The 26,963-nt window shown below is 33.5% G+C and carries 22 protein-coding genes; 15 read left to right on the top strand and 7 right to left on the bottom strand.

The window, feature by feature from the left end; translation table 11 throughout:
- The first annotated feature begins 112 nt into the window (after positions 1 to 112).
- The 6 genes from ABD940_RS12730 to ABD940_RS12705 are packed head-to-tail and all read left to right on the top strand — an operon-like array spanning position 113 to position 5,627.
- Positions 113 to 1,807 carry a glycoside hydrolase family 3 protein gene (locus tag ABD940_RS12730; RefSeq protein ID WP_345204419.1) on the top strand — a complete coding sequence of 565 codons (1,695 nt, stop codon included), beginning with the start codon at positions 113 to 115 and terminating at the stop codon, positions 1,805 to 1,807.
- A 44-nt stretch (positions 1,808 to 1,851) separates the two neighbouring features.
- Positions 1,852 to 3,015, top strand: a complete 1,164-nt coding sequence (gene bshA / locus ABD940_RS12725; protein ID WP_345204417.1) for an N-acetyl-alpha-D-glucosaminyl L-malate synthase BshA — start codon at positions 1,852 to 1,854, stop codon at positions 3,013 to 3,015.
- Positions 2,990 to 3,580 carry a hypothetical protein gene (locus tag ABD940_RS12720; RefSeq protein WP_345204414.1) on the top strand — a complete coding sequence of 197 codons (591 nt, stop codon included), beginning with the start codon at positions 2,990 to 2,992 and terminating at the stop codon, positions 3,578 to 3,580. Before bshA ends, ABD940_RS12720 begins: the two co-directional genes overlap by 26 nt.
- A gap of 41 nt (positions 3,581 to 3,621) precedes the next feature.
- Positions 3,622 to 4,887, top strand: coding sequence for a DUF2851 family protein (locus ABD940_RS12715; protein WP_345204410.1), 1,266 nt, complete (start codon positions 3,622 to 3,624; stop codon positions 4,885 to 4,887).
- A gap of 3 nt (positions 4,888 to 4,890) precedes the next feature.
- The gene (locus tag ABD940_RS12710; RefSeq protein ID WP_345204407.1) at positions 4,891 to 5,112 is read left to right on the top strand and encodes a PspC family transcriptional regulator; all 222 of its coding nucleotides are present in this window, start codon (positions 4,891 to 4,893) and stop codon (positions 5,110 to 5,112) included.
- A gap of 2 nt (positions 5,113 to 5,114) precedes the next feature.
- On the top strand, positions 5,115 to 5,627 hold the full coding sequence (locus ABD940_RS12705) for a GNAT family N-acetyltransferase (protein ID WP_345204405.1): 513 nt from the start codon (positions 5,115 to 5,117) through the stop codon (positions 5,625 to 5,627).
- Between the two features lie 60 nt (positions 5,628 to 5,687).
- Here ABD940_RS12705 and ABD940_RS12700 read toward each other — a convergent pair whose 3' ends face one another.
- From ABD940_RS12700 to ABD940_RS12690, 3 genes are all read right to left on the bottom strand, one after another.
- Entirely contained in the window at positions 5,688 to 6,422 is a 735-nt protein-coding gene (locus ABD940_RS12700) for an SIMPL domain-containing protein (RefSeq protein ID WP_345204402.1), read from the bottom strand.
- A 97-nt stretch (positions 6,423 to 6,519) separates the two neighbouring features.
- Positions 6,520 to 7,296 carry a carboxypeptidase-like regulatory domain-containing protein gene (locus ABD940_RS12695; protein ID WP_345204399.1) on the bottom strand — a complete coding sequence of 259 codons (777 nt, stop codon included), beginning with the start codon at positions 7,294 to 7,296 and terminating at the stop codon, positions 6,520 to 6,522.
- A 9-nt stretch (positions 7,297 to 7,305) separates the two neighbouring features.
- The gene (locus ABD940_RS12690; RefSeq protein ID WP_345204397.1) at positions 7,306 to 8,055 is read right to left on the bottom strand and encodes a hypothetical protein; all 750 of its coding nucleotides are present in this window, start codon (positions 8,053 to 8,055) and stop codon (positions 7,306 to 7,308) included.
- 182 nt (positions 8,056 to 8,237) lie between these two features.
- Between ABD940_RS12690 and ABD940_RS12685 the strand changes: the two genes are divergently transcribed.
- The gene (locus ABD940_RS12685) at positions 8,238 to 11,378 is read left to right on the top strand and encodes a UvrD-helicase domain-containing protein (RefSeq protein ID WP_345204393.1); all 3,141 of its coding nucleotides are present in this window, start codon (positions 8,238 to 8,240) and stop codon (positions 11,376 to 11,378) included.
- A 42-nt stretch (positions 11,379 to 11,420) separates the two neighbouring features.
- On the opposite strand, the gene ABD940_RS12680 is transcribed toward ABD940_RS12685, so the two are convergent.
- Positions 11,421 to 12,575, bottom strand: coding sequence for a hypothetical protein (locus ABD940_RS12680; RefSeq protein ID WP_345204390.1), 1,155 nt, complete (start codon positions 12,573 to 12,575; stop codon positions 11,421 to 11,423).
- Positions 12,576 to 12,675: 100 nt separating this feature from the next.
- Between ABD940_RS12680 and folE the strand changes: the two genes are divergently transcribed.
- The 8 genes from folE to ABD940_RS12640 all read left to right on the top strand — a co-directional run bounded on the left by folE (position 12,676) and on the right by ABD940_RS12640 (position 22,052).
- Positions 12,676 to 13,344, top strand: coding sequence for a GTP cyclohydrolase I FolE (gene folE / locus ABD940_RS12675; RefSeq protein WP_345204388.1), 669 nt, complete (start codon positions 12,676 to 12,678; stop codon positions 13,342 to 13,344).
- A gap of 12 nt (positions 13,345 to 13,356) precedes the next feature.
- The gene (locus tag ABD940_RS12670; protein ID WP_345204385.1) at positions 13,357 to 13,788 is read left to right on the top strand and encodes a DinB family protein; all 432 of its coding nucleotides are present in this window, start codon (positions 13,357 to 13,359) and stop codon (positions 13,786 to 13,788) included.
- A gap of 153 nt (positions 13,789 to 13,941) precedes the next feature.
- Positions 13,942 to 15,408, top strand: a complete 1,467-nt coding sequence (gene cysS / locus ABD940_RS12665; protein WP_345204383.1) for a cysteine--tRNA ligase — start codon at positions 13,942 to 13,944, stop codon at positions 15,406 to 15,408.
- Between the two features lie 243 nt (positions 15,409 to 15,651).
- The gene (locus ABD940_RS12660) at positions 15,652 to 16,818 is read left to right on the top strand and encodes a T9SS type A sorting domain-containing protein (RefSeq protein ID WP_345204379.1); all 1,167 of its coding nucleotides are present in this window, start codon (positions 15,652 to 15,654) and stop codon (positions 16,816 to 16,818) included.
- 125 nt (positions 16,819 to 16,943) lie between these two features.
- A complete protein-coding gene (locus tag ABD940_RS12655; RefSeq protein ID WP_345204377.1) occupies positions 16,944 to 19,595 on the top strand; it encodes a 4-alpha-glucanotransferase in 2,652 nt (883 codons plus the stop codon).
- A gap of 139 nt (positions 19,596 to 19,734) precedes the next feature.
- Positions 19,735 to 20,775, top strand: a complete 1,041-nt coding sequence (locus ABD940_RS12650) for a hypothetical protein (protein ID WP_345204375.1) — start codon at positions 19,735 to 19,737, stop codon at positions 20,773 to 20,775.
- A gap of 178 nt (positions 20,776 to 20,953) precedes the next feature.
- Complete coding sequence (locus ABD940_RS12645; protein WP_345204372.1) at positions 20,954 to 21,415, top strand: hypothetical protein; 462 nt, start codon at positions 20,954 to 20,956, stop codon at positions 21,413 to 21,415.
- 127 nt (positions 21,416 to 21,542) lie between these two features.
- A complete protein-coding gene (locus ABD940_RS12640; RefSeq protein ID WP_345204370.1) occupies positions 21,543 to 22,052 on the top strand; it encodes a ferritin in 510 nt (169 codons plus the stop codon).
- A gap of 127 nt (positions 22,053 to 22,179) precedes the next feature.
- On the opposite strand, the gene metF is transcribed toward ABD940_RS12640, so the two are convergent.
- The 3 genes from metF to ABD940_RS12625 form a co-directional block, all read right to left on the bottom strand.
- On the bottom strand, positions 22,180 to 23,139 hold the full coding sequence (gene metF / locus ABD940_RS12635) for a methylenetetrahydrofolate reductase [NAD(P)H] (RefSeq protein ID WP_345204367.1): 960 nt from the start codon (positions 23,137 to 23,139) through the stop codon (positions 22,180 to 22,182).
- A gap of 83 nt (positions 23,140 to 23,222) precedes the next feature.
- Positions 23,223 to 25,883: a methionine synthase gene (metH, locus tag ABD940_RS12630; protein ID WP_345204365.1), complete on the bottom strand. Its 2,661-nt coding sequence runs from the start codon at positions 25,881 to 25,883 to the stop codon at positions 23,223 to 23,225.
- A 61-nt stretch (positions 25,884 to 25,944) separates the two neighbouring features.
- Positions 25,945 to 26,955 carry a homocysteine S-methyltransferase family protein gene (locus ABD940_RS12625; protein WP_345204361.1) on the bottom strand — a complete coding sequence of 337 codons (1,011 nt, stop codon included), beginning with the start codon at positions 26,953 to 26,955 and terminating at the stop codon, positions 25,945 to 25,947.
- Between the last annotated feature and the right edge of the window lie 8 nt (positions 26,956 to 26,963).

Here is a 26,963-nt window from a genome sequence, read left to right as displayed (position 1 = left end):
AAAGTTTAGTTGTTTATTATTTATAATGCATATTCAAATCATATACCAAAAAATTCAAAAACATTGTTTTCATCGTTTTTTTAATTGTATTTTTGTTCTTATTCAAAAAATTATGAAGAAACTGGTTTATACTTCGCTCTTTATTTTCATATTTCTAAGCACAAAAATCTCCGCTCAATATCAGCCTAAAAACATTTCCAAAGAAGATTTGAAAAAGGCAAATCAATGGGTCGATAAAACATATAAAAATCTTTCACAAGATGAAAAGTTAGGACAGCTTTTCATTATCGCATTATATACGAATAAAGGTGAAAATGAGATCAATAACGTAAGAAATATCGTTATTAATGATAAAATCGGAGGTCTGATTTTAATGCAGGACGATGCTGCAAGGGAAATCAGCTTGGTGAACGAATTTCAGCAGAAATCTAAAGTTCCTTTGATGATCGGAATGGATGCAGAATGGGGAGTTTTTCAGAGAATTGCAACGGCTCACAAATTTCCGTGGGCGATGACTTTGGGAGCAATTCAGGATAAAAATTTAATTTCTCAAATGTCTGCCAAAATCGCCGAAGACTGCCACAGAATGGGAATCAATTGGGATTTTGCGCCAGTTGTGGACGTAAATACAAATCCTGACAATCCTATTATCGGAAATAGAAGTTTTGGTTCTGAGGTGAATAATGTAATTAATTCTGCTTTATCTTATTCAAACGGACTTCAGGATAATAATATTTTAGCGGCCATTAAGCACTTTCCAGGACATGGTGATACCAATACAGATTCTCACCTTGATTTACCCGTAGTTTCGCATAATTTGGACAGATTAAATAATATCGAACTGGCTCCTTTCAAGGCATTGATGGATAAAGGAATCGGCGGAGTAATGGTTGCCCATTTATATGTTCCGGCATTAGAATCAGGAAAAGGGATCCCAGCTTCTGTTTCTAAAAATATTATTACAGGATTATTAAAAGAAAAATTAGGTTATAAAGGCTTAATCATCACAGACGCCCTGAACATGGGAGCCGTAGCCAATAAATACAATCCAGGAGAATTGGATGCTCTAGCTTTTAAAGCAGGAAATGACATCATGCTATTTTCTCAAGGTGTTGCAAGTGGAAAAAAATTAATTCAAAAAGCAATTGATAACGGAGAAATTTCACAGTTGAGAGTTGAAGAAAGCGTAAAGAAAATTCTTCTGACTAAATATTTCTTAGGCTTAGACAAATATTCTCCAAGAAATCCTGAAAATATTAATTCAGATTTAAACAATGATTCTCACAAAGTTTTAGTTCAGAATTTATATTCAAATGCTTTGACTTTATTAAAGGATGATAAAAAACTACTCCCATTAAAAGGAAAACAGATCTATTATGTTCCTTTGGAGGAAGCACCTTATCAAACTTTTGCAAATCAATTAGGCTCAAATGTAATTATTAAGAAAGCAGATGAAATTAACACAATCCCTACAAATTCTACAGTGATTGTTGGTTTTCATAAAGACAATTCTACAGCTTACAAGCCTTATAAAATTTCAGATGCTTCAAAAAAAATATTGACTGATTTAACAAAAAACCAAAATATCATTCTAAATGTTTTCGGAAGTGCTTATGCATTGAAAGACATTGATATTTCAAGAGTTTCAACTGTTTTGGTTTCGTATGAAAACAACGACGATTCCATGACGGCAACAGCAAAAGCTCTGAACGGAAAAACAAAAATCTCGGGCAGACTTCCTGTCTTGGTTAATGATAAACTAAAAGCAGGAATGGGAATCGATTGGGCTCCTGTAACTGTAAAATAATATGTGAATTAAAATATTTACAACATCCAAACAACAATAAACTAATGAAAATAGGCATACTTTGCTATCCAACATACGGCGGAAGCGGAATCGTAGCAACAGAACTGGGAATGTCTCTTGCCAATAAAGGCTATGAAGTACATTTCATCAGCAACGCGCTTCCCGCAAGATTAGACATTACCAATCCGAATATTTTCTTTCACAGAGTGAATGTTCAGACTTATCCGCTTTTCCAGTATCAACCTTACGATATTGCGTTAAGTTCGATGATTTACCGTGTTGTGAACCTTTATAAACTGGATTTACTTCATGCGCATTACGCGATTCCTTACGCTTATGCAGCTTTTACAGCCAAGCAAATGTTGCAGGAAGACAATAATGATATTCCTTTGGTAACGACACTTCACGGAACGGATATTACGTTGGTTGGACAACATCCAAGTTATAAACATGCAGTAGAATTCTCTATCAATCAATCAGATGCGATTACTTCTGTTTCTGAAAGTTTGAAAAGAGACACATTACAGTTCTTTAAAATCAAAAAAGAAATTCAGGTTATTACAAACTTTATTGATAATTCTGAGTTTGATGAATGTAATGAATGCCAGAGAACACAATTTGCAAATCCAGACGAAAAAATCCTTATTCACGTTTCGAATTTACGTCCTGTAAAGCGTGTGGATGAAGTATTGCAGATTTTCAAAAATGTTGAGAAAAAGGTAAAATCTAAATTAATTATCATCGGCGAAGGTCCGGATATGGAGAAAATCAATCAGTTTTTGGAAGAAAACCCAGAATTGATCTCTAAGATTCGCCTACTTGGAAAAGTGAATGATTTATATAGAATTCTTCAGCTTTCAGACGTATTTCTATTGCCTTCAGAACAGGAAAGTTTCGGTTTGGCGGCTTTGGAAGCAATGGCTGCAAATACTCCGGTTATCAGTTCAAATGCAGGTGGAATTCCTGAGGTAAATATTCAAGGAGAAACTGGTTATTTGGCAGAAATAGGAAATGTGGAAGCGATGAGCAATTATTGTATCAAATTGTTGAGCAACGAAGAACTTTTAGCTAAAATGAAAAAAAACGCCAAAGAACAGGCTATAAAATTCGATCTGAAAAACATTCTTCCGATTTATGAAGAAATGTATAGAACCACGATTGAAAATTTTAAACTTCATAAAGATGGAAGTCTGGAAATCAGGAATTAAACATGATACCAAACTGATTGTTTTTAATGACAATATTATTTATTTAGGTAATCCAAAAGATGAGAATATAAATAGTTCTGTTTATGATATTAAGAACAATATACTTCCCGATAAAATGATGAGCATCCCTCTTTCTTATATTAAAAAAATTGAGAAAAGAGATAAAAACATCGACATATTTTATGCCTCAAAATCTTCTGAGAGAATTATTATTTCAAATGATTCTCTCAGAAATACTATTTTCGACTATTTCAAAAATAATATATCACATCTTTCCTATTCACAAGAAAATATTTCAGTCATAGGCTCTGTTAAAAGATCAGTTATTGCATTGATTGTTATTTTACTTGTATTCTTTTACACAATGACTTTGGCTCTTGATATTGAAAATGGAAGTGATTATGAAATTCAATCCTACAAATCAGTTTTCACGATTATGTATGTCATTGCCAAATTAGGAAGTGTAAAAGTAATCATGATTTTTTCAGTATTAATTCTTATCACTGCAACAAATATCTTCTTCAAAGCAAAATCATCAGTAAATGATGTATTAATAAAAAAATAATCAAAAATTTCGGTAATTTTTCTATATTTGCTTTAACACTTATGACGGAAAAATTACTTCAATACCTTTGGAACTACAAAGTTTTCAACCATTTCGACTTCAAGGATCTTGAAGGAAATTCTGTTGAAATATTAGATTTTGGAAAATGGAATACCAATTCCGGTCCGGATTTTTTAACGGCGAAAATTAAGATCAACAATATAATTTTAGCCGGAAATATCGAACTTCACATCAAATCTTCCGACTGGATCTTTCATAATCATTCACAAGATCCGAATTATCAAAATATTATTCTACACGTCGTTTTTCAAAACGATTGTGAAATCGACGAATTTAAAAATAAAAACATTCCGACACTGGAATTGAGGAATTATATTGATGAAAGCATTTTGTGGAAATATGAAAAACTGGTGAGCGGAAATCAATTTATTTCGTGTGAAAATATTTTTGAATCAAATAAAATCCCCGTCAATTTTCATGAAGAAAATGTATTGAAAAAACTGGAAGAAAAATCTTTGGAAATTGAGGAAAGTTTAAAACAATTTAAAAATAATTTCGAAGCGGTTATATTTCACAGCCTTGCTTATTCTTTTGGATTAAAAGTAAATGCTTTTATTTTTAAACAAATTGCAGAAAGCATCGATTTTAATATTATTCTTAAAATCCAACAAAATCAGGCTCAGCTTGAATCCTTATTTTTTGGAATTTCCGGTTGGCTGGAAAATCCTCAAGACGAACAAATGAAAATCTGGAAACGTGAATTTGATTTTATTAAAGCTAAATTCAATATTTCTGATGTTGTCATTCGTCCAAAATTTCTGAGATTACGACCTCCGAATTTCCCCACGATTCGTCTATCACAATTGGCAAATCTTTATAATCAGCATCAAAATTTATTTTCAAAAATTATTCATGCAAAAAACTCGGAAGAATTATTTGAAGTTTTAAAAAATGTAAAGGCTTCGGAATATTGGGATAATCATTTCAATTTCGGGAAAATTTCAACTGTCAATCAACCGAAAACTTTGAGTAAAGATTTTATTGAACTAATTATTTTAAATACTATTTTACCTTTAAAATACGCTTATCACAAATATCACAACGAAGAAATTGCAGATGAGATTTTACACTTTTATAAAAATCTTTCTGCAGAAAAAAATTCTATTATTGATGATTGGAAAAAATTAGGCATAAAATTTAAAACAGCTTTGGAAAGTCAGAGCTTGATTTATCATTTTAAAAACTCATGTGAAGAAAAAAATTGCTTAAATTGCGGTATTGGATTTACACTTTTAAAAGAATCTTAAAAAATGCTTGATAATATCCGCCACAAAATGGAAAGAGAATGGTTTGGCGTTCTTACGAGAACGGGCGCGAAACTAGGAATTCCTGTGTCTAAACTGAGAATATTTTTTATCTATTCTACGTTTGCGACTGCTGGTTTTTTCTTCTTAATATATCTGGGTTTAGCATTTACACTTTGGGTGAAAGATATTTTTATCACCAGAAGACCCAACGTTTTTGATCTATAATCATGGAATTTTTACAAATAACTTCTCCTGAAGATTACAGAGTTCAGGAAATTTTCACTTCGTATTGTTCAACTTTTCCGGAAGATGAGCGAAGAGACTGGGACAAATTATCCACACTTTTTTCTAATCCGAAAGTAAAAATAATTTCTGTTTTGCATGAAGCAAAAAACATCGGTTACCTAATCATTTGGGAACTGAGTAATTATACTTTTGTAGAACATTTTGAAGTTTTCCCGGAGTTCAGAAGTCAAAAATTAGGTTCACATATTACAGGATATTTATTTGAAAATTATCCGAGAATTATTTTGGAAATTGAACCGGAACATTTAGGGGATGATGCTAAAAGAAGGTATTCTTTTTATCAACGAAATGGTTTTAATTTAATCGATGAAATGTATGTTCAGCCGAGTTATGGACAAGGTAAAAAACCTTTAGATCTTTGGTTGCTGGCAAATTATTCTCCTGAAAATTTAACGGAAGTTAAAGACGAAATTTACGATATCGTTTATCATTAAAATATAAATCCGAAGTTTTGAAGCTTCGGATTTTTTTATTTATGTAGAGATCTGTGAAAATTAATCCACTTCATATTCCAGCTTAATTGTAATACTTGCTTCCTTATCTTTTGAAGCAGTATTGAAAGTTCCGCCATAAGAATAATCTTCATTGGAATTCGGTGCGGTAATCTGGATAACTCCCATCGTTGCTTTTTTCAGGCTTCCTAAACTGCTTCCTGAATTTTCGGCGATTTTTTCAGCACGTTCTTTAGCATCTTTCGTTGCTGAAGCTATCATTTCCTGTTTTACGGTTGCCAATTTTGTATAAAAATAACTTGGAGAAGATGAAGTAAATTCTATTCCGCGATTGATAATTTCAGTAATATTTCGTGAAAGATTTTCAATTTTTGCGACTTCTTTACTTTCAATTGAAACTGTTTGTGTAAGATTGTATCCTGTAAATTCGTTCTGAACATTATTTCCATTAGAATCAGTATAATTTTTAAATTGTTTCTGAATGTCAACCGAAGAAAAAACGATCTCATTTTGCTTTACTCCTTTCGACAGTAAATAATCATTAATCGTTTTTCGGTCTAAAGCCAATTCATCGTAAGCTGATTTCAGATCAAAATTATTTTTAGAAAAGCTTCCCGACCATGTAATCAGGTCAGAAATGAATTGTTTGGTTCCTAAACCTGTAACAGAAATCGTATTTTCAGATTTATTTCTATTTTTGATAGCATTCCCGAGAAGTCCGAGACCAATGACAAAACCTAATGCTCCGATAGCAATAGTAATGATGTTTTTATTCATAAAATTTTGTGAATTTGATTGTTATAATTTTAAAACTGATTTTTTAATGACTTTATTATATCAATTCTTATTCCAAATTTTAAGATTTTCTTAACATTTATTTTTGAGATTTACTCGCTTTTATTCTCTCAGCAAAAATAGGGAAAGCTTCTTCCATTCTGGATAAGGCTCCTGTTAAATTCTTGGCTCTTACAAACGTTCTGACCTGTGGTTTATTCACAAATGAAAACTCAATAAACTCTGAAATTCGTTCCTGAGGAATTCCTTCTTTCGTAAAATATTCATCTTCTACTCTACTCCTGATCCACGAAATATCTTCCTGCAGATCATCATATTTATATTGACGCTTCATTCTTCTGGCATCTCCGCTAACTAAATCATACAATCCCTGAACATTAAGCTGTCCCAAAATTATTGGAAGTAAAACTTCTTTTACTTCAGCAGGTCTTTCACGCATTTTTCCGACAGGTTGCGGAAGTCCGACTGCATCTTCAACAATTTTTCCTTTATCAACTTTTGCCACAGCTCTGGAATCTTTAGTAATATCTCCCGTAATTTTAGCCACCTCCACTTCTTCAATTTCCTCAGCAACTCTTGTCAGTTTAATGTTCAAATATTTATCAATTCCATAGCTGGCTTTTATTGAAGATCTTTCAAAACCAGGTCTTATAAAACGAAGTTCATCTTCAGGAAATGCATCAATCGAAAAAGTTCCGTCGTTTAATGTATATGTTTTTGTATTCGCAGAAATATTCATCACCATGACAGTCGGCAAACTAATTCCGTCTTCATCGGTAATTCTACCCATAATTTTTTGCTGTGAAAATACATTCACAGACAGAAAAGTTAGAATAATTAATAATCTGGACTTCATCAGACGAAATTATTTTTGCGTTTGTGGGGCTCTGTAAGATGAGATTCTGTTTAAGACTGCACTTTTAAATCTGTTCATGTCTGCATCATTACAATATCCGTATTTCAGAATATTTTTTCTTTCAAAACCTGTTTTTAAAATATAAAGAATAAAATGCTGGATTTGAGGTCTATCAATTTTCAGATCTTCAAAAAATTTATCTCCTAAAACATTTTGCAGAAAATTCATCAAATCTATATCGTCCCATTTATTTTTAATTTTTCCGAAACTATAAATTCCTTTAGTTACTGGCTGTACAAATTCTCCAGGTTTTGCCGCCATGATTCTCGGATCAGATTTTTGCGACATATAAAGCGCCAAATCACTTTTCAGTTTCTGAACTTTCTTCGGAGGATTGAGGTTTTTAGAATCGATCGTAATGTCTCCTGTGATATTTTTTTTGATTTCGACTTCTGCGATCAAAGCCGCACCTCTCATTAACGTAATATTGATCGGGGACCCAATATTTTCCTTTGTCACCTTGCTGTTACTGCGTTCGTATCCTGTTTTCACAAAACGAAGCTCATCTCCGGCTCTTCCAAAAATCATAAAATGTCCGTCACGATTGGTCAAAACTCTTTCGTCGGTTCTGATATTAATAACAGTAACATCAGGCATTTCAAGCTTTTCTTCATTGATTATCTTACCGAAGATATAATCCTGAGCATTAATATTGATGAAAAAAATTGTAAATAAAATAAAGAATAGTTTAATTTTCACGGACAGTTTTTTATAAAGCAAAACTAAAATTATTTTTAGATTAAATAGCAAGTTTAACCACAGTTAACGCGTTTTAGCATTTCTTTTAGATTTTTATTTCCTAAACTGTTAAATACAGGATGAAAATTGTTAAAATTTCACTCAAAATTTAGCTAACTTGCATCTTCAATTCTACTCAAAAAATGCAAAATTCTTATACAGTTATCAATGCTTCTGCGGGATCGGGGAAAACTTATGCCCTTGTTCAGCGACTTTTGATGATCTGTCTTCGATATCCAAATCAGCAACAATCGATCAGGAATATTTTGGCATTGACTTTTACCAACAAAGCTGCCAATGAGATGAAAGAAAGGATTTTAACATGGTTGGGAAACTTTTCCTCAGATAACTTTGCAGAAAACGGAGATCTTAAAAATATTCAAAAAGCATTTGAGCAGGAAGGTCTGAAAATCACCATTGATGAATTACACCATCGTTCAAAAAAAATGCTGGATTATATTCTTCATAATTATTCTACTTTAAACATAGGAACGATTGACCGTTTCAATTCTCGATTGGTAAGAAGTTTTTCTTATGAATTGGGATTGGCGAAAAATTTTAACCTTGAAATTGAAGCCGAACCATTTTTGATTGAAGCCGTTGATAAAATGCTTGACCAAATCGGAGAAAATGAGGTGATTTCCAATTCTTTTATGGATTATGTGGATTACAGCCTTGAAAATAATGAGAGAATTAATTTAAATAAAAGTCTGTACGGTTCGGCGAAAGAATTTGTAAAAGACATTCATTACGAACATCTTAAAAACAATAAAGATTTCGATAATACGAATTATGAAAATATAAAAAATACGCTCCGAAAAGAAATTGTATCAAATAAAAAACAAGCTGCAGAACTTGCCACAAAATCTATCGAATTATTCAAATCAAGAAATATTGAAATTGAGGATTTTGCACAGGGTAAAAACGGAATTGGAGGATTTTTCACGAAAGTTTTAGACTTTTACAATCAAAAAAGACCTGGATTTCCTTTTCCAACAACGGCGGAAGAATCGGTTGTAAATAATTACCGAAAAGGAGCTTCGGCAAAATCAAAAAGTAAAGAATCCGAAATTTTTGAAATACTGGAACAATTGCTGGAAAGCAGAATGCAGTTGATTCTTTTATATATTGAAACGCAAAAAAAAGAAAAAATATTATCTGCACTTTTGCCTCTAAAAGTAAATAAAGACATTCAGGATGAATTGAAGAAAATTGAGGAGGAAAATGACTTGGTTTTGCTTTCAAAATTCAACATTCTAATTAATGAAAATCTTAGAAATGAGCCTTCTGCTTTTATTTATGAAAAGGTTGGCTCGCAGTTCCAGCATTATTTCTTTGATGAATTTCAGGATACCTCTGAGCTTCAGTGGCAGAATTTTGTTCCGTTGAGAGACCATTCTGTTTCAATGGATAATACTTCATTTACATTGGTTGGAGATCCCAAACAGAGTATCTATCGTTTTCGTGGTGGTGAGAGTAAGCTGATGTTGGATATCATCAACAAAAAGGAAATTTCGCCCAAAGAAGCCGAGCTTTTAGTATTAAAAGACAATTGGCGAAGTGCAAAAAATATCGTTCACTTTAATAATGAATTGTACGAATATCATTCACGGGAATTGGCAGAAGAACATAAGAATATTTTCGGAAGTGATGCCGAACAAAACCCGAAATCATCAATCGACGGTCGTGTAAAAGTTAATTTAATTGAAAATTTAACTAACGAAGATTTTTACAACGACACTTCCGAAAGAATGAAGAAAGACATTCAGGAAAGTCTGAATAATGGTTTTAAATTTTCTGATATTACAATTCTCTGTCGTGGAAATTTCGATATTTTCAGTTATTCACAGAAACTGGGAAACCTGAAAGTAAATTATAAGGGTGAAGAAACAAATATTAAAACAATTTCTGATAAAGGTCTTACTTTAGAATTATCCAGTACATTAAAAGCTGTTATTGAGTTTCTGAGATGGGAAACGAATCCTAAAAATAAGCCTAACCTAATCATGATGATGTATCATCTCAATAAATTGGGAAGAATTCACATGGCAGATTTTACACTGGAAATGAAAGAAATTCTGGAAATTGAAACTCATGAAGAAATTCTTCAGTTTATTCAACAGAAATATTCTTTGAAACTGAAACAGGAGAATTTCCCGAGATTTAATTTATACAACTTTGTTGAATATTACATCAATGAATTCTCAGTCGAAAATAAAGAAACAGATTTCCTTTTGAACTTTTTGGAAATGCTTTTCAACTTCACGCAAAATGCAGGTGCAAGTACGAAAGAATTTTTGAAATATTGGGATGAAGAGGCATCAACCTATACCATTCAGGCTTCTGAAAATATTGATGCGATACAAATCATGACTATTCACAAAGCAAAAGGACTGGAATTTCCGATTGTTTTTATTCCAATGATCAATAAAAATCGTGATGCAGAATTTACGAATTGGTTTGAGACAAGTAATGACAATGCTCTGAAATCCGTAAATATCAATCAGTTCAATAAAAATCTGGAAGTATATGACGAAGAAATACAGTTCTTTAATCTGCAAAATTCTTACAAAAACTTTGTAGATAGATTGTGTCTGCAATATGTGGCAACAACGCGACCTGTAGAACAATTGTTTTTTTATATTCAAAAAGCCAATAAAACTTCTAATAATCTTGAATTGCTGGAATTTCTTCAATCTAAAAACGTTGAAAATCTTGACGAATTTGATTTGTATGAAGTTCATCCTGAAATGCTGAAAAAGCATTCTAAAGATAAGACATCACATTTTGAAACAAAAAACATTCAGAATTTAAAAAACATCAACGAAAAGAATACATCAATTAAAATTGCCACTCCATCGAAAAATTATCAAGTAAGAGTTGAGAAGGTAAGAATTGGTCTTTTCGTCCACGAATTATTGTCGAAAATCAATACACAGAAAGATGTTTCGAAAGTTTTGGAAAGCTATGTTCTGGAAGGACAGATTACGATGGAAGAAAAAAATGAAATTCAGGAGACTTTAGAAGATATTATCAAAAGATATTCTGAGTTTTTTGATGAAAAATGGGAAGTCATCAATGAAAAAGACATCATGATTTCCAAAAACGGAGAAAGCAAAATTTACCGTCCCGACCGAATCTTAAAGAGCGATGAAGGTTATATTATCGTGGATTTTAAAACGGGGGAAGAAGCGGAAAAGAATGATCAGCAGATTGATAATTATAAACGGATTCTGGAAAGTTTGGGGAGAAAAGTTTTGAAAACTCAGCTTATCTATTTATAATAATTTCGGCGGCACCTTTGGTGCCGCCGAAACCCTGAAAATCTACACCGTCGGATGTCTTTCAAACTCCTTATTTCGATCAAACAAATAGCGATAAGTTGCTAATTTTCGGGTAACTTCAGTTTCAAGATGTTTGGCAAGACCAAGCATTTTAGGGTTAAAATCGCCAATCCATTGCATTTCAAAGTCAATAAAATCAGTATCCACCTGAAAATGTTTTGCGGCTTCTACGATGAGGTATCCTTCTACACCTTTGTTTTGCCATTCCGGAACGACTCCGAAAATTAGACCGACAAATTTAGTATTGATTTTTGTTGCTTTGTAATATAAAAATTTAAGTTTATCCCAGAAGCCAAATTTTCCATTCAAATATTTAAACCATTGATTAAGATCCGGAATATTAATCCACATCGCAATAGGTTTTTCATTTTCGTAGGCAAACCATGCAATGTGCTCATTCATTACAGGTTTCATATTATTAAACATTTTCTTTACTTCCTTTAAATTCATCTGCTTTCCGCCACCGTGGCTTTCCCATGTTTTGTTGTAAAGCTCAAAAAAATCTTCTGCAAAGCTGCTGATTTCCTTTTTAGTAACAGGTTTTGCTGTAATATTTTCATTTTTAGAATGCTTCGCGTGCATAATGTTGAAAATTCTTGAAGTAGGAGCATGCGCTTTTCTACTAAAACATAGCATATCATAATATACCTGAAAACCATAATTTTCAAAAAGATCTTTATAATAAGGGAAATTATAATTCATCCCATATAAAGGTTCGGTAAAACCATCTATTAAAACTCCCCAAAATTTATCGCGTTCTCCAAAATTAATGCATCCGTCCATTGCTTCCATACCTTTTTCCTGAAGCCATTTTTTGCAATGATCAAAAATAAAATTGGCAGTTTCCTGATCGTTGATACAGTCAAAAAAGCCAATTCCGCCAGTCGGTTGTTTTTCTAAATAGTTGTGGTTTACAAAAACAGCAATTTTTCCAACTGTTTTCCCTTGTTTATTGGTAAAAAGGAAACGTTTGCATTCTCCGTGTTCAAAGAATTTATTTTTGGTGGTATCAAATACCAATTCAATATCTTTATCTAAAGGTCGGATGTAGTTTTTATCTTGTTGATAAAGTCTCGCGGGAAACTCTAAAAATTCCTTTCTTTGATTTCCATTTTGGACTTCTTCAGCAATAATCATAACATTAAATGATAATAGAGGTTAAAAGATAATATTTTTAGTTTAAATTCAAATAAATGAAAAAGATATTATCCGTATTTTTGCTGCAAATTAAATAAAAATGGTTGATTTTACGGATAACGACGATGATATTTTCACAGGAAAAGAACATACGCCTATTAGGAAAGATGCTTTTGATAAATCGCCACAGGAAAAAATAGAAAAAATAACCGAACTTTTTGGGGAAATCATGGAAACTTTGGGAATGGATATGACGGACGACTCTCTGAAAGATTCTCCAAGACGTGTTGCGAAGATGTATGTAAACGAAATTTTCGGAGGACTTCTTCCGGAAAACAAACCGGGAATTTCTACTTTTTCAAACAAATATAAATACCGCCAGATGTTGGTGGAAAAAGATATTACAGTATATTCGTTTTGTGAACATCATTTTTTGCCGATTATCGGAAGAGCACACGTTGCTTATATTTCGAATGGTGAAGTAATTGGTCTTTCAAAAATCAATAGAATTGTTGATTATTATGCGAAAAGACCACAGGTTCAGGAAAGATTGACAATGCAGATTGTAGGTGCATTAAAAGAAGCGTTGGGAACAAAAGATGTTGCCTGTATTATTGATGCAAAACATCTTTGCGTAAATTGCAGAGGAATAAAAGATACGGCAAGTTCTACAATTACAGCTGAATTGAGTGGTATTTTCAGGACAAATCCTATTACAAGACAGGAATTCCTGCATTATGTGGGAAGTCATGCGAAATTGGATTATTAAAGGAAATGATTAATGGAGTATCAGATTCTTAAAAATATTGTTGAAGAAGAACTTCTAAGATTTGAAGAAATTTATGAAGAAGATTGGTCATATAAAATTTCTCCTGAAAAATGGTCGAAAAAAGAAATTTTAGGTCATCTTTGTGATAGTGCTTTATCGAATATCAGAAGATTTGTAATTACTCAATATAAAGAAAATGAGAATATTGTTTATGAGCAAAGTTTTTGGGTAAAAGCTCAGAATTATCAGAATGTTCCGACTTCGGACATTATCAATCTTTGGAAATTTCTCAATCTTCAGATTGTAAATGTTGTTGAAAATATTCCGGATGAAGCTTTGCAAAGAACCTGTGACATGGCAAAAACAGAACCTCAGATTTTCACATTAGAATTTATTATTAATGATTATATTAGTCATTTACAACATCACTTAAAAGCAATTTAATAATGATAAAATTTAAAAAAGTTTCAGATAAAATTTTCGTAACCACAATTATTTGTTGTTGCTGTAAATGCTGTTGTTAAAAGGTGAAAATCTTTTAATAATTAAAACTTTAAACTAAATTTATAAATCATTAAATCTTTTAATTTAAAATCAATGCAATTAAAAATATACAACTCGCTTACAGGCGAAAAAGAAATATTTAAACCAATTTTAGAAGGAAATGTCGGAATGTACGTTTGTGGACCGACTGTTTACAGTAATGTACATTTGGGAAATGTGAGAACTTTTCTTTCTTTCGACTTTATCTACAGAAGCTTATCGCATCTTGGCTATAAAGTAAGATATGTAAGAAATATTACCGACGCAGGTCACCTTACAGACGATGGAAATGTAGAAAACGACCGTTTTGTAAAACAAACTCGTCTGGAAAAATTGGAACCAATGGAAATCGTACAAAAATATACGGTTGATTTCCATAAAGTTTTGGATATGTTCAATTTGTTGCCTCCAAATATCGAACCGACTGCAACAGGTCACATCGTGGAACAAATTGAATTAACTCAAAAATTAATTGAAAAAGGTTTCGCTTACGAAAGCAACGGCTCTGTTTACTTCGACGTTTTGGAGTACAACAGAAGAGGCTTGAATTATGGTGAACTTTCAAAAAGAAATATAGAAGAACTTTTCGCAAATACCCGTGATTTGGACGGGCAGGGTGAAAAGAAAAATCCACAGGATTTTGCATTGTGGAAAAAAGCTTCTCCGGCTCACATCATGAGATGGAATTCGCCGTGGGGAGAAGGTTTTCCGGGATGGCATCTTGAGTGTACTGCAATGAGCACTAAATATTTAGGTGAAACTTTCGATATTCACGGAGGTGGAATGGATTTAAAATTCCCTCACCATGAATGTGAAATTGCACAGGGGAAAGCTTGCAATGACGCTTCGCCGGTAAATTATTGGATGCACGCTAATATGTTGACAATGAACTCTCAACGTATGAGTAAATCAACAGGGAATTACATTCTGCCAATGCAATTGATGACTGGTGAAAACGATTTCTTTGAAAAACCTTTCCATCCTTCAATTGTGCGTTTTTGCTTTTTACAGGCTCATTATAGAAGTGTTTTGGATATTTCGAATGATGCAATGTTGGCAAGTGAAAAAGGTTTCATCAGATTAATGGAAGCTATTAAAGTTTTAAATAATATCATTCCGAATGACGAAAAACAGTCTGGTTTCAGTCTTGAAGAATGGAAAAATAAAGCTTACGATGCTTTGACGGATGATTTCAATTCTCCGGTTCTGATTGCGCATTTATTTGAAGCGGTAAAATATATTTTTGCTTTAAATGATGCTAAAGAAACAATCTCAACTAAAGATTTAGAGGATTTAAAATCTACTTTAAATGCTTTTGTTTTCGATGTTTTAGGATTGCAGGCTGTTGAAGAAAACAACAATGAAAAGCTGGATCAGACATTGAAAGTTTTAATTGAATTAAGAAATCAGGCAAGAAAGTCTAAAAACTTTGACCTTTCAGATCAAATTCGTGATAAACTTCTTGCAGAAGGCATCGAGTTGAAAGACGGAAGAGACGGAACTTCTTATGTTTTGAATTAAGATTTTAAAAATATTCATATAGACTCCTACAATTTTGTGGGAGTTTTTTTATGCGACACTGTCATTCCGAATGAAGCGGAGCGGAGTGAAGAATCTCATGTAATTCTGCTTGAGATTCTTCCTTCGTCAGAATGACATGCTTAACGCTAAAAATTTTCTTTTAAACCTAAAAAAATATAAATTCAATCTATAAATTATGTAACTTAGTCATAATAAAATGATTAAAAATAAAATTTATATATTATGAAAAAACATCTATTCCCTTTATTTTTGCTTTTACTAGGAGCAAACGCTTCTGCACAGCAAGATTTTTTTGCATTGGTCGGAAAAGATACTCCGAATATTGTTTTCAATGATTTCCGTGCATTGGATTTAACAAACGGAACTTCCGGAGAGAAAATTTTCACTTCAGATTCTTCCGCTAAAGTTTTTTCGCAAACGAGAAACGGTTCAGTAACTGAGGATAAAAACGCCTATAATAATTCTCAGGCTATGAACATGGCGACTTTAGCTTATGATTCTTACAACAATAATTTGGTGTATATGCCAATGTTTTCTTCGAATATTTATGTTTTAAATGCAAAAACAAAAGAAATCACTTTGGTGGAAAATAATGTTGCAAGAATAACTTCATGTGATATTAATTCTCATGTGACAAGGATGGCAACGGGCTATGATGGAAGTATTTATGCGATTAATAATGCAGGAACACAGTTTTTGCAAATTAGTAGAAAAGGAAATCAATATGTGGTAAATGACCTGGGAATCATTAAAGATGATGCTTCCAACGGAAAAAATTCTTTCACAACCATTGAAACAGGTTTTGGTGGAGATATGATTGCCGATGCAGATAATAATTTCTATGTTTTTTCGGCTTCAGGAAATGTTTTTAAAGTTTCAGTAAAAGAATTAAAAGCGAAATTTGTCGGAAAAATCTCAGGTATTCCTGAAAATTATTCTGTGAATGGCTCTGCTGTAAATTCTAAAGGAAAAGTAGTCATTGCAAGTGCAAAAGGTGCCCCTTTATATGAAGTTGATCTTAATACTTTACAGGCAAAACAGCTTGCGGGAGAACAAAATTTACATATTTATGATTTAGCCAGTAAATATTTCGCGAACGATAAAGCACTTTCTACGAATTTTTTTGCCAATCTTGATATTTATCCGACAAGAGTTGACGACAAATATATTAACGTAAATGTAAATGACAAAACGGTAAAAGGTAATCTTACCATGACTGTTTTCGATTTATCAGGTAAAAATGTGATGAAACAGAATTTATCTATAAAAGATGGCTCTTTAAATCAACAAGTTTATCTTAAAAATCTGGTAACTGGAGCTTATTTGGTAAGCATCACCAACGAATCGGGAAAAATATTATTAAACAAGAAAATCCTAGTTGCAGAATAATCTTTAACTTTATTTAAAATTTAAAAACCTTTTCGAACATTTTGAGAAGGTTTTTTTAATGAATATTTGATATTCAATAAGTTTTATTTTTCAAGATTAAAATGTATTTTTATAAAAAAATATAAATGAAGCTATACTTTAATGTAGGTTACAGTGCGAAAGTTGGTGAGAAATTGCAGCTGGTTGTGAATGAAGAAGGTGCTGTATCACAGACTCATACTATGTTTTATGCTGAAAACGGTTTGTGGAAATGTGAAGTTGACTATTTTTCAAAGTCAATTTCTTATCAATATCAGCTTTTGGATGAAAAAGGAAATGTTCTGAGAGAAGAATTTGTTCCGCATCACCTTAATTTTCCCCATAACTACAAAGAATTTGTAATTTTCGATGAATGGAACAATAAAAATTTTCCTGAAAATTATCTGAATAACAAAATTCTTCATAATAAACTGAATACACTAAAACCGGAAAAAATTTCTGTTTTAAAAAAACATACTCATTTATTCAGAATTGAAGCTCCGGTCTATAATCCGAACTGGAAGATTGTATTGTTCGGAAGTACCACTTCTTTGGGGAATTGGGATTATGAAAAAGCAATCCATTTGTCTCAAACTGATTATGGAATTTGGGAAAGTTCTCTTGAAATTCCGGAGAATGAATATATTCAGTTTAAATATTGTCTTTACGACACAGAAGCCGGAAAGGTAATTGATGTGGAAGCTGGGGAAAATAGATTCACGGTTCCGAATCAGTCAAAAGATGTTTTGCAGATTGTCTCGAATCATTACTTTAAATTTAAATTGTATCAGATGTATCATGATGCAGGAGTTGCAGTTCCGATTTTCTCTTTGAGAACGGAAGATGGTTTCGGCGTCGGAGAATTTTCTGATATGAAAAAACTTGCCGATTGGACAAAAGAAACCAATCTCGGAATCATCCAGATTTTGCCAATCAATGATACAACAGCAAATTATACTTGGACAGATTCTTATCCTTATGCCGCTGTTTCGGTTTACGCTTTGCATCCGCAGTATATTTCTCTAGAAAACCTGGATTTTAAATTGCCTAAAGATTTAGTTGAAGAATATCAAACTGAAAAATCGGAATTAAATTCATTAGAATTGATCGATTATGAAAAAATGATTTCCTCAAAATGGAAATATCTGAAAGCGGTTTTTAATCAAGATAAAGATAAAATTTTCAAAGACAGGAATTTCAAAAAATTCATAAAAGATAACGAATCATGGTTGGTTCCATATTCTGCGTTTTGTGTGTTGAGAGACAAATACAAAACTCCGAATTTCAATGAATGGAAAACCCACAAAAAATATATTGCAGGAAAAATTGCTCCATTTTTTACAGCTAAAAGTAAAGATTATGATACATCAATGCTTCATGCTTGGGTACAATTTCAACTTCATAAACAATTAAAAGACGCGATTGATTATACGCATAACCTTGGGATTTCTGTAAAAGGAGATTTGCCGATCGGGATTTACCGACATTCTGTAGAAGCGTGGACGGAACCAGAGTTATTCGGAATGGATTTTCAAGCCGGAGCACCGCCGGATCAGTTTACAGAACTAGGTCAAAACTGGGAATTTCCGACGTATAACTGGGAAGCTATGAAAGCCGATGATTATACATGGTGGAAAAACAGATTCAAAGCATTGGAACAGTATTTTGATGCAATGAGAATTGACCATATTTTAGGGTTTTTCAGAATCTGGAGAATGCCGATTTCTGCCACTCAGGGAATTTTGGGTTATTTTTATCCTGCAGTTCCGATTACGTTGGAAGAATTCAATGCTTTACATATTCCTTTCAATTTTGACAGATATTGCAAACCATTTATTAATGATCAGATCCTTTGGAAATATTTTGGAGAAAATGTAGAAAAAGCACTTCAGTTTATCAATAATAATCAGGATGGAACCTATTCATTTAAAGAAGAATTTAATACTCAAAGAAAATTATCAGATTTCTTTAAGAAAAATCCGCAGGGAGATATTGAAGATCAGTTGATTTCACTTTGTGCGAATGTTTTGTTTTTAATTGAAGAAAGAAACGGACAGCTTTTTTATCATCCGAGATTTAATGTTTATAATACAGATTCTTATAAATATTTGTCGGATTGGGAAAAGAAGTCGATTTACGACTTGTATCATGATTATTTCTTCAAAAGACAAGATCATCTTTGGTACGAAAAAGCAATGGAAAAACTTCCGATGATCTTGAATTCTACTGAGATGTTGATTTGTGGAGAAGATTTAGGCTTGGTTCCTGATTGTGTTCCTGTTGTGATGGATGAACTGGCTATTGTTGCCCTGAAAGTTCAAAGAATGCCTTCGGAAAATATTCCTTTTTATAATCCTAAAAGAGCAAGTTATCTGAATGTAGTTACGGCTTCGTCTCATGACAGTTCTACGTTGAGACAATGGTGGAAGGAAGATCCAGCTTTAACTCAGAAGTATTTCAACCAGCAATTGATGCAGTACGGAAAAGCGCCCGAAGAATTGGATTCTCATTTAGCCGAAATCATTATGAAACAACATCTTTATAATGATTCCATGTTGGCAATTTTCCCTATTCAGGAGTTTTTGGCAACAGATAAAGAGCTTACAAACCCAAAAATGGATAACGAAAGGATCAATAATCCTGCTGTTTTCCCACATTATTGGAAATACAGAATGCATTTGAATCTGGAAGAACTAAAAGGACAGGAAAATTTCAACCAGAAGATAGCAAGCTGGGTAAAAGATAGCGGAAGAGTATAAATTTAACATTTGATTATCAATGAGTTAATAATAATTTAAAAGAAGTTTTATCGAAAGATTTAACTTCTTTTTTTTATTTATATCCAAAAGATAGAATAAAGATATTCTACTATATATTAACCAATTAACGACTATAGAAATGAAAAAAATATTAATCGGTTTTGCTTTGGGTATAGCGACTTTGTCGTTTGCTCAGCAGTATCCAAATAATAACGGTTACGGAAATAACGGTGGCTATAACGATGATTATGGGAATGGCTACGGAAACAGTAATGATGGCTATTACAGCGATCAGGATGATCAGAATTATTTCCCTGATGATTATTACTACAACTATCCTCAGGATTATTATCAAAATGATTATTATCAAAGCAATTATAATGACTACAGGAACAGTATTGTAAGTGTCAACTGGAATGTGTTCTTCGCTCAAAACAGATTGAATCAATGGCAGATGGATCAAATCTTAAGATTGAATAATCTGTATGTAAGCTTCTCAACATGGAACAACTTCTACAGATACAATCCAGATAGATGGTATTATGACAGATTCTATGCTTTGCAAAGAATTATGGGACCAAGAGTTTTCGTGACTTTCCAGAACAGTTATTATAGAGGATATAGTCCGGTGGTTTATTTCCAAAATTACAGAAGAACGCATTATGCGGCAATCTGCAGACCGATACCTCGTTACAGAAATGTAAACATCAATATCTACAGAGTTGACAGAAATAATTTCCGTAGAATGAACAACCCGACGATCAATATTGTAAGAGGAAATGACAGACCGAACAACGGTTTCAGAGGAGGTGTAAGAGATGGTAGCAATGGTGGTTTCCGTAATCAGGCTGAAAATAGAAATAATAACAATTCAGGCTTTAGAAACGAAAATGCAGGGACAAGAGATAATGGAGGCGGTTTCAGAGGAAATGATAATGGAGGTGTGAGAAACAATGGAGGTTTCCGAACTGAAAGAGCTGAAAATAATGGAAATGGCGGCGGATTCCGAGGAGGCGAGGTAAGACCTGAAAGTGCTCCGAGAAGAGAAAATAATGGTGGCGGTTTCAGAAGTGAAGGAGGTTCGAGAAGAAGTGAAAATTCTGCACCGAGACAACAGAATAATGGAGGAGGTGAAAGAAGAGGAAACGGTGGTTTCCGAAGCGGATTTGCAAAAAATTAATTTTCATATATTATATTTAAGTGGTGTGAGGGCAGGTTTTAGGATCTGCTCTTTTTTTTATTTTTAAAAATTAATTATTTATATTGAAATTTAACATTTTTTATGAAGTTTATCATTTAACTTTCTTTTTAACTAATAATCAAAAAGATGTATAACAATTAATTAAAGATTTAAAAACATGAAAAAATTATTTTTAGCAATAGCATTTGCAGGAATGGGAAGTTTAGCAATGGCTCAACAAACAACAACTTCACAAGACAAACAGGCAAGAAGAGCAGAAATGCAACAAAAGTTCCAACAAAGAGAACAGGAACATTTAGCTCAGATGCAGAAAGATTTAAACTTAAATCAGGCTCAGGTTGATAAAATTAAAGCTCTTCAGGATAAGAGAAAAGCTGAAATGAAAGCTGAATTTGATAAAAATAAAGATCAGAGACAGGCTAAAATGGAAGAAATGAAAGCGAAGAGAGCTCAAATGGATGCAGACATGAAGCAGATTTTAACTCCTCAGCAATATGACAAATGGCAGGCAGACAGAAAAGCAAAAATGGAGGAGAGAAAAATGGCGATGAAAGAAAGAGGAATGAAAGGAGGAAAGATGCATAAGCCGATGAATACAGCAACTCCGGATGCGAATTAATTAGCTTGTAATTTTGATTTTTTAATGTGTTAAAGGGCGGATTTTTTCCGTCCTTTTTCATTAAATTTTATTAAAACTTTTGATTTCGGGGTTTTATTCCCTAATTTTGACTGTAAATTTATTACTTATGATTAGCGAGAAAATTGCAAAATTAATTAACGAACAAATAGCTCACGAACAATACGCTGCACAATATTACCTTTCAATGTCTGCTTGGTTTTCAGGAAAAGATCTTGATGGGATTGCAAACTATTTCAGAGTTCAGAGTAAAGAAGAATTAATGCATGCTGATAAAATGTTTGATTATCTGAATGACGTGGGAGGCGAAATCATTATAGGAGAAATTGCAAAACCACCACATCAGTTCGAAAATGCGATTGATATTTTCCAAAAAGCATTGGATCATGAAAGAATAGTAACAAAAAGCATCTTCAATATTGTGAAAAATGCTAACGACGAAGGAGATTTTGCTACAACTTCTTTCTTACAGTGGTTCATCAACGAGCAGGTAGAAGAAGAAGCAAGCGCATCTCAGTTGGTTACTAAGATTAAGATGGTAAATGATAATCCATCAGCTTTATATCTTTTTGATCAGGAATTGTCGCAAAGAGTTTTTACTCCGGATCCGACGGCTTAATTTGATTGAATTTTTTTGACGATAAATAATTTCGGCGGCACCTTTGGTGCCGCCGAAACTCTGAAAAATCTAAACAAAAAGCCTTGCAAAACAAGGCTTTAAAAATCAAATATACTTTCACTTTTTATTAGAATAGCTCTCCGGCTACTTTTTTAATATTATCACTTTTACCCATTGAGTAAAAATGCAGAACAGGAACTCCAAAATTCAGCAATTCTCTGCATTGGTTGATTGCCCATTCGATTCCGATCTGTTTTACGGATTCGTTATTTTTTGCTTTTTCTACTTCATTAATTAATTCTTCAGGCAAATCAATTTTAAAAATCTGAGGTAAAATTTTCAAATGCTTTTTCGTTGCAATAGGCTTAATTCCGGGGATTATAGGAACTGTGATTCCCATTTCTCTAGCTTTCGTAACAAACTCAATGAATTTTTTATTATCAAAAAACATCTGCGTCACGATATAATCTGCTCCTGCATCCACTTTTTGTTTCAGCCATTTTAAATCATAATTCATAGACGGTGCTTCCATGTGTTTTTCGGGATAACCCGCTACACCGATACAGAATTTGTTTGGTTCGTCACAAATTTTGTCATCATTATGAAGATATTTTCCTCTCCCTAAATTATTAATTTGATGAACCAAATCCATCGCACTTGCATGACCTCCCGGAGTTGCCTCAAAATATTGATGACCTTTCATTGCATCACCTCTCAAAGCCATGATATTGTCAATTCCCAAATACATACAGTCTACCAAAAGATATTCTGTTTCTTCTTTGGTAAAACCTCCGCAAAGTAAGTGCGGAACAGTATCCACATTATATTTATGTTGAATTGCTGCACAAATCCCCAATGTTCCGGGGCGCATTCGTGTGATTCTGCGTTCCATCAATCCATTTCCTTTATCAATATAAATATATTCTTCTCTGGAAGTTGTAACATCGATGAATGGAGGTTTAAATTCCATCAACGGATCAATGTTTGTGTATAAATCTTCAATCCCGATTCCCTTTTGCGGCGGAACAACTTCGAGGGAAAACAAAGTTTTTCCGTTTGCGTTTTTTATGTGATCTGTTATCTTCATTTTATAGTTTTGTTGATTGTTGAAAGTTGTTAATTGTTGGTCATAATGGCAAAACCAACAACTCTCAACCATTAACTTTTAAATTAATCTGCTAAATTCGGCGACAACCATTTTCTCGCTTCCTGCAAAGAAATTCCTTTCCTTACTGAATAATCTTTCAATTGATCTTCTGCAATTTTTCCTAAGCCAAAATATTTTGCGTGCGGACTTCCGAAATAATATCCGGAAACCGCTGCCGTTGGAAACATCGCCAAACTTTCCGTAAGATAAACTCCGATTTCCTCTTCTACCTTTAACAAATCCCAGATTGCATGTTTTTCTAAATGATCTGGACAAGCGGGATAACCAGGAGCCGGACGAATTCCTTTATATTTTTCGGCAATCAGCTCTTCGTTACTCAAATTTTCCTGATTTGCGTAACCCCAATATTCTGTTCTGACTTTCTTGTGTAAAAATTCTGCATAAGCTTCTGCAAAACGGTCTGCCAAAGCTTTTACCATTATCGCATTATAATCATCATTCGCTTTTTCGTATTCTTCTGCCAATTCATCTGTTCCAAAGCCCGTTGTTACACAGAAAGCTCCCATGTAATCGGTTTTTCCTGAACTTTGAGGAGCAATAAAATCGCTTAAAGCCAAATAATCTTTTCCTTTCGAACGTTGAGCCTGTTGTCTTAATGTCAAGAATTTTACTTTCTGTTCATCATTTTCATCAAAGATTAAAATATCATCCGTTTCATTAGAATTAGCTTTAAAAATTCCAAAGATAGCTTTTGCAGTTAGTAATTTTTCGTCTAAAATTCTTTTTAAAATAACCTGCGCATCTTTGAATAATTCTTTTGCCTGAGCTCCTACAACCTCATCATCAAAAATATTTGGATATTTTCCGTGAAGATCCCAACTTCTGAAAAACGGAGACCAGTCGATGAAAGGCAACAATTCTCTTAAGTCTTGATTTTCAAAAACGTGTATACCTAAGTTATTCGGTGTAAAGATTTCTTCGTTTTCCCAGTCGATCTTAAACTTATCTTTACGGGCATCTTCAATCGAAACATAATCTTTATCAACTTGTCTGTTCAGGAACTTTTCTCTAAAATCCGAATAGTCACTTTTCAAATCGCTTACATATTCTTTATTTCTGTCACCCAATAAAGAGCTCACCACATTTACCGCTCTTGAGGCATCATTAACGTGAACAACAGCATTTTTATATTTTAAATCGATTTTTACTGCAGTATGTGCTTTCGAAGTTGTTGCACCACCAATCAACAAAGGAAAATTAAGATTTTGACGTTCCAATTCTGATGCGATATAAACCATTTCATCCAAACTTGGTGTGATCAATCCACTTAAACCAATAACATCAACTTGATGTTCGATTGCAGCCTGAATAATTTTTTCGGCAGGAACCATTACTCCAAGATCGACAATTTCATAATTGTTACAACCCAAAACAACGCTCACAATATTTTTACCAATATCATGAACGTCACCTTTTACTGTTGCCATCAAAATTTTTCCATTTGCAGGTCTGGAACCGTCTTTTTCAGCTTCAATGTAAGGCTGCAAATAAGCAACTGCTCTTTTCATCACCCTCGCCGATTTTACCACTTGTGGAAGGAACATTTTTCCGCTTCCGAACAAATCTCCGACAACACCCATTCCTGTCATCAAATTGATTTCAATAACATGAAGTGGCTTTTCAGCCTGTTGTCTCGCTTCTTCCACATCTTCTTCTATAAAACGGTCGATTCCTTTTACCAAAGAATGCGTAATCCTTTCCTGTAAAGGTCTTGTTCGCCATTCAAGCTCTTCAACAACTTCTTTTTTAACAGACTTATGCTTTTCGGAATAATCCAGCAATCTTTCTGTCGCGTCTTCTCTTTTATCGAGAATTACATCTTCAACAAGCTCAAGAAGCTCTTTATTAATTTCATCATAAACCTCAAGCATCGCAGGATTTACAATTCCCATATTCATTCCTGCCTGAATTGCGTGATACAGGAAAACCGAGTGCATCGCTTCTCTTACGGTATCATTTCCACGGAACGAGAACGAAACATTACTTACACCTCCACTTACAGATGCATACGGAAGATTCTGGCGAACCCATCTTGTTGCTTCGATGAAGTCGATTGCATTTCTTCGGTGCTCATCCATTCCCGTTGCTACAGGGAAAATATTTAAATCGAAAATGATATCTTCAGCCGCAAATTTTACTTCATTTACCAATATATCATACGATCGTTTTGTGATTTCAAGTCTACGATCATATGTATCGGCTTGTCCTACCTCATCAAAAGCCATCACAATAACCGCTGCTCCGTATCTTTTGACGGCTTTTGCCTGTTTGATGAATTCTTCTTCTCCACCTTTTAAGCTGATTGAATTTACGACACATTTTCCTTGTGCAACCTGCAATCCAGCTTCTAAAATCTCCCATTTTGAGGAATCGATCATCAAAGGAATTCTGGAAATATCCGGTTCGGAAGCAATTAAATTTAAAAATTTAATCATCGAAGCTTTTCCGTCGATCAGTCCATCGTCGAAATTGACATCAAGAATCTGTGCTCCGCCTTCCACTTGGTGACGGGCAATATCAAGCGCTTCCCCGAATTTTTCCTCCTTTATTAATCTTAAAAATTTCTTTGACCCGGCAACGTTTGTCCTTTCACCAACGTTGATGAAGTTACTTTCCGGTGTAATAATCAAAGGCTCAAGCCCCGATAATCTTAAATATTTCATTAATTGTGTATTCTTCTAAATAAATTTATACCATTTAATTAAAGCTATATTCAGTGAAAATTTATACAAACTTTGCAACTTTTCTCGGTTCGTATTTTTCTACTAAATCAGCTATTGCTTTAATATGGTCGGGAGTTGTCCCGCAACAACCTCCGATAATATTGATCAATCCTTTTTCCACATATTCTTTGATCTGACTTGCCATATCTTCCGGTGTCTCATCATATTTTCCGAAAGCATTTGGAAGACCCGCATTCGGATAAGCCGAAACATGGAAATCTGAATTATGAGCCAAAGTTTCCAGATAAGGCGTCAATTGATTGGCTCCCAAAGCACAGTTAAAACCAACGCTTAGTAAATTTAAATGCGAGACAGAGATTAAAAACGCTTCCGCAGTTTGTCCGCTCAATGTTCTTCCTGAAGCATCGGTAATTGTTCCTGAAACCATAATAGGAATTTCGATTCCTCTTTCATCCTGAATTTCGTCAATGGCGAATAAGGCTGCTTTTGCATTCAGTGTATCGAAAATAGTTTCAACCAGTAAAATATCAGAACCTCCGTCTAATAAAGCTTCACATTGTTGTTTATAAGCAAAACGAAGTTCTTCAAAAGTTACTGCTCTATAACCAGGATCGTTAACATCCGGGCTTAAACTTGCCGTTCTGTTTGTTGGACCGATAGAACCCGCTACAAATCTTGGCTTGTCAGGATTTTGAGTAGTAAATTCCTCACAGACTTTTCTTGCGATTTTCGCAGACTCGTAGTTTAATTCATAAACAAGATCTTCCATGTGATAATCTGCCATCGCGATCGTTGTTCCGGAAAATGTATTCGTTTCCAAAATGTCTGCTCCTGCTTCCAAATATTTTCTGTGAACTTCTTCGATTGCATGAGGCTGCGTCAATGAAAGTAAGTCATTATTCCCTTTTACAGGATGTTCCCAATCTTTGAAACGTTCGCCACGATAGTCTTCTTCTTCAAATTTGTATCGTTGAAGCATTGTTCCCATTGCTCCGTCAAGAATTAAAATTCTTTCGGATAATGCTTTATATAATTGTTCTGAATTTTTCATTTTATTTA

Origin of the sequence: Chryseobacterium ginsengisoli (assembly GCF_039542325.1) — a bacterium.
Lineage (GTDB): Bacteria > Bacteroidota > Bacteroidia > Flavobacteriales > Weeksellaceae > Chryseobacterium > Chryseobacterium ginsengisoli.
This window is presented reverse-complemented; position numbering and strand designations above follow the sequence as displayed.

Bases quoted from the DNA above. Each gene is read 5' to 3' on its own strand.
- ABD940_RS12730 (WP_345204419.1), top strand. From the start codon at position 113: ATGAAGAAACTGGTTTATACTTCGCTCTTTATTTTCATATTTCTAAGC.
- bshA (WP_345204417.1), top strand. From the start codon at position 1,852: ATGAAAATAGGCATACTTTGCTATCCAACATACGGCGGAAGCGGAATC.
- ABD940_RS12720 (WP_345204414.1), top strand. From the start codon at position 2,990: ATGGAAGTCTGGAAATCAGGAATTAAACATGATACCAAACTGATTGTT.
- ABD940_RS12715 (WP_345204410.1), top strand. From the start codon at position 3,622: ATGACGGAAAAATTACTTCAATACCTTTGGAACTACAAAGTTTTCAAC.
- ABD940_RS12710 (WP_345204407.1), top strand. From the start codon at position 4,891: ATGCTTGATAATATCCGCCACAAAATGGAAAGAGAATGGTTTGGCGTT.
- ABD940_RS12705 (WP_345204405.1), top strand. From the start codon at position 5,115: ATGGAATTTTTACAAATAACTTCTCCTGAAGATTACAGAGTTCAGGAA.
- ABD940_RS12700 (WP_345204402.1), bottom strand. From the start codon at position 6,422: ATGAATAAAAACATCATTACTATTGCTATCGGAGCATTAGGTTTTGTC.
- ABD940_RS12695 (WP_345204399.1), bottom strand. From the start codon at position 7,296: ATGAAGTCCAGATTATTAATTATTCTAACTTTTCTGTCTGTGAATGTA.
- ABD940_RS12685 (WP_345204393.1), top strand. From the start codon at position 8,238: ATGCAAAATTCTTATACAGTTATCAATGCTTCTGCGGGATCGGGGAAA.
- ABD940_RS12680 (WP_345204390.1), bottom strand. From the start codon at position 12,575: ATGATTATTGCTGAAGAAGTCCAAAATGGAAATCAAAGAAAGGAATTT.
- folE (WP_345204388.1), top strand. From the start codon at position 12,676: ATGGTTGATTTTACGGATAACGACGATGATATTTTCACAGGAAAAGAA.
- ABD940_RS12670 (WP_345204385.1), top strand. From the start codon at position 13,357: ATGGAGTATCAGATTCTTAAAAATATTGTTGAAGAAGAACTTCTAAGA.
- cysS (WP_345204383.1), top strand. From the start codon at position 13,942: ATGCAATTAAAAATATACAACTCGCTTACAGGCGAAAAAGAAATATTT.
- ABD940_RS12660 (WP_345204379.1), top strand. From the start codon at position 15,652: ATGAAAAAACATCTATTCCCTTTATTTTTGCTTTTACTAGGAGCAAAC.
- ABD940_RS12655 (WP_345204377.1), top strand. From the start codon at position 16,944: ATGAAGCTATACTTTAATGTAGGTTACAGTGCGAAAGTTGGTGAGAAA.
- ABD940_RS12650 (WP_345204375.1), top strand. From the start codon at position 19,735: ATGAAAAAAATATTAATCGGTTTTGCTTTGGGTATAGCGACTTTGTCG.
- ABD940_RS12645 (WP_345204372.1), top strand. From the start codon at position 20,954: ATGAAAAAATTATTTTTAGCAATAGCATTTGCAGGAATGGGAAGTTTA.
- ABD940_RS12640 (WP_345204370.1), top strand. From the start codon at position 21,543: ATGATTAGCGAGAAAATTGCAAAATTAATTAACGAACAAATAGCTCAC.
- metF (WP_345204367.1), bottom strand. From the start codon at position 23,139: ATGAAGATAACAGATCACATAAAAAACGCAAACGGAAAAACTTTGTTT.
- metH (WP_345204365.1), bottom strand. From the start codon at position 25,883: ATGAAATATTTAAGATTATCGGGGCTTGAGCCTTTGATTATTACACCG.
- ABD940_RS12625 (WP_345204361.1), bottom strand. From the start codon at position 26,955: ATGAAAAATTCAGAACAATTATATAAAGCATTATCCGAAAGAATTTTA.